Source organism: Pseudoalteromonas sp. TB25, assembly GCF_000497995.1.
Taxonomy (GTDB): domain Bacteria; phylum Pseudomonadota; class Gammaproteobacteria; order Enterobacterales; family Alteromonadaceae; genus Pseudoalteromonas; species Pseudoalteromonas distincta.
This window is the reverse complement of record NZ_AUTI01000035.1, coordinates 1-2,583: the sequence shown is the minus strand read 5'-3', so window position 1 is coordinate 2,583 and position 2,583 is coordinate 1. Positions and strand designations below refer to the sequence as shown.

Annotated in this window: 3 protein-coding genes; 2 read left to right on the top strand and 1 reads right to left on the bottom strand. The window is 41.0% G+C overall.

The genetic code is table 11. The features are described 5' to 3' along the window. Positions 1-372 (bottom strand): NAD(P)-binding protein (locus L652_RS01000000123125; RefSeq protein ID WP_024603183.1); only part of this gene is annotated, 372 nt, incomplete at its 3' end. A gap of 244 nt (positions 373-616) precedes the next feature. On the opposite strand from L652_RS01000000123125, the gene miaB reads away from it, so the two are divergent. Together miaB and L652_RS0100660 are read left to right on the top strand one after the other, a co-directional pair. Then, on the top strand, positions 617-2,065 hold the full coding sequence (gene miaB / locus L652_RS0100665) for a tRNA (N6-isopentenyl adenosine(37)-C2)-methylthiotransferase MiaB (protein ID WP_002958544.1): 1,449 nt from the start codon (positions 617-619) through the stop codon (positions 2,063-2,065). A 50-nt stretch (positions 2,066-2,115) separates the two neighbouring features. Then, positions 2,116-2,583, top strand: a 468-nt coding sequence (locus L652_RS0100660; RefSeq protein ID WP_024603182.1) for a PhoH family protein, incomplete at its 3' end; no start/stop codon positions are given.

Below are 2,583 nucleotides of genomic sequence, written 5' to 3'. Positions count from 1 at the left end.
CTGCCATAAACTTGCTTGAATTAAACTATTTTCAATTAAGTGGCCTAAATGCGTGGTGTTTATATCGGAGCAGTCAAACAATAAATTATCACCACCGCGCTCAAATGCCTCTAATTGTTGATAAGGCGCTATGCGGTTTTGCCTTAAAAGCGGCATTGCTCCTAATTCATCAAGTAAATTTTCTGAAAAACGATTAATAGCCGACACTCTAATATCAACCTTATCACTACTAAGAATCTGTGATGGGTCTATTAGGTGTTTTTCGATTATGCGTACGCCAAAGCCCTGTTGAGCAAGCTTTATCGCCATAGCCGCGCCAACCATGCCACCGCCAACTACTATCACATTATTTTTAGTCATGTTTTTCATCATTTTATTATTACTTGAGTCTGTTTTGATTGTATCAAAATTAATTTGTTTTATACCAGGGGATATCCCTAACCGCTGATTAAACTCGCCTCGTATTGATTTGAGATCACAAACATGAAAACTATACTTGGATCTGGACGGGTATCCAGCTAAAATACGCCTCCTTTAAGTGAGCATGCTTGCTCCTTAATCCTGTTTCAAGCACATTTTTGTGCCACTATCGAATTGAACACGAGGCTATATTTCAATGAGCAAAAAGCTGCATATTAAAACCTGGGGTTGTCAGATGAACGAATACGACTCTCAGAAAATGGCTGAACTTTTAGATGCCACCAACGGCTACCAGCTAACTGAAGATGCAACAGATGCCGACGTAATCTTACTTAACACCTGTTCAATTCGTGAAAAAGCACAAGAAAAAGTATTTCACCAATTAGGTCGCTGGAAGTTATTAAAAGACGACAAGCCAGATTTAATCATTGGTGTAGGTGGTTGTGTTGCCTCACAAGAAGGTGACTCTATTCGCCAACGTGCGCCATTTGTAGATGTTATTTTTGGTCCGCAAACGCTACACCGTTTACCAGAAATGATTAAACAAGTGCAAGGCGACAAAGGCTCATCGGTTGTTGATATTTCATTCCCAGAGATTGAAAAATTTGACCGTCTGCCAGAGCCAAAAGCAGATGGCCCATCTGCTTTCGTATCAATTATGGAAGGCTGTTCTAAGTACTGTACTTTTTGTGTTGTACCTTATACTCGCGGTGAAGAAGTTAGTCGCCCAGTAGATGACGTACTACTTGAAGTTGCACAACTTGCAGAGCAAGGCGTACGTGAAGTAAATCTTTTAGGTCAAAACGTAAACGCATACCGCGGTGATACGCACGATGGTGAAATTTGTTACTTTTCTGATTTAATTCGTCTTATAGCAGCTATTGATGGTATTGACCGTATTCGTTACACCACATCGCACCCGGTAGAATTTACCCCAGATATAATCGACGTTTACGCCGATGTGCCAGAGCTTGTAGATCACTTACATTTACCAGTACAAAGTGGTTCAGACCGTATATTAAACCTAATGAAACGTGGCCATACGGCAATTGAATACAAATCGACAATTCGCAAGTTACGTAAAATTCGTCCTAACTTAAGTATGTCGTCAGATTTCATTATTGGTTTCCCAGGCGAAAGCAAAGAAGACTTTGAAGCAACCATGAAGCTTATTAGCGACATAGGTTTTGATATGAGCTTTAGCTTTATTTACAGCGCACGCCCAGGTACGCCAGCGGCAGATTTGCCGGATGACGTAACAGAGCAAGAGAAAAAAGAACGCTTATACTTACTACAAAACCGTATTACACAAATGGCGCAGCAAATTAGTCGTCAAATGTTCGATACAGAGCAACGTATACTTGTTGAAGGTCCTTCTAAGAAGAACCCTATGGAATTACGTGGCCGTACAGAAAACAACCGTGTAGTAAATTTTGTTGGCCCGCACACTGTGATCGGACAGTTTGTTGATGTACGTATTACCGAAGCACTACCTAACTCTTTACGTGGTGACTTAATTCGTACAGAATCAGAAATGAACTTACGACGTGAAGTCGCTCCTTCAGCTATTTTAACTAAAGCTGCAGCTGCAGAGCCAAAACCAGACACTGTTAACGAAATTGGCGTAGCTACTTTCGTTCCTTAGTCACACAATTAGCGCCAGTTAACGCTGGCGCAGTACTATAGGAAGCAATTTTGAGTAATCAGTTAAAAACATTAGAGATTTATTTAGAACCTGCCGATAACAAACGCCTATCTTCTTTATGTGGCCCGTTTGACGAAAACATCAAACAAATTGAACGCCACCTGGCTGTTGAAATAATTCACCGTGACAACTTTTTTAAAGTAACCGGTAAACTACACAACTGCGCCGGCGCTGTAGAAATCTTAAAAAACCTTTATGTTGATACTCAGCCAGTTCGTGGTGTTTTAGGCGAAATAGAACCCGACGCCGTTCATTTAGCTATTACCGAATCAAAAGCCTTAGAGCAAGATGCATCCAGCAGCGCTTATGGCAAAGAAATGGTTATTAAAACCCGCCGTGGTGTAATTAAACCACGTAACGACAACCAAGGTGTTTATGTGGCTAATATTTTAAACCACGACATTACCTTTGGTATTGGCCCTGCAGGTACTGGTAAAACTTACCTTGCAGTTGCAGCC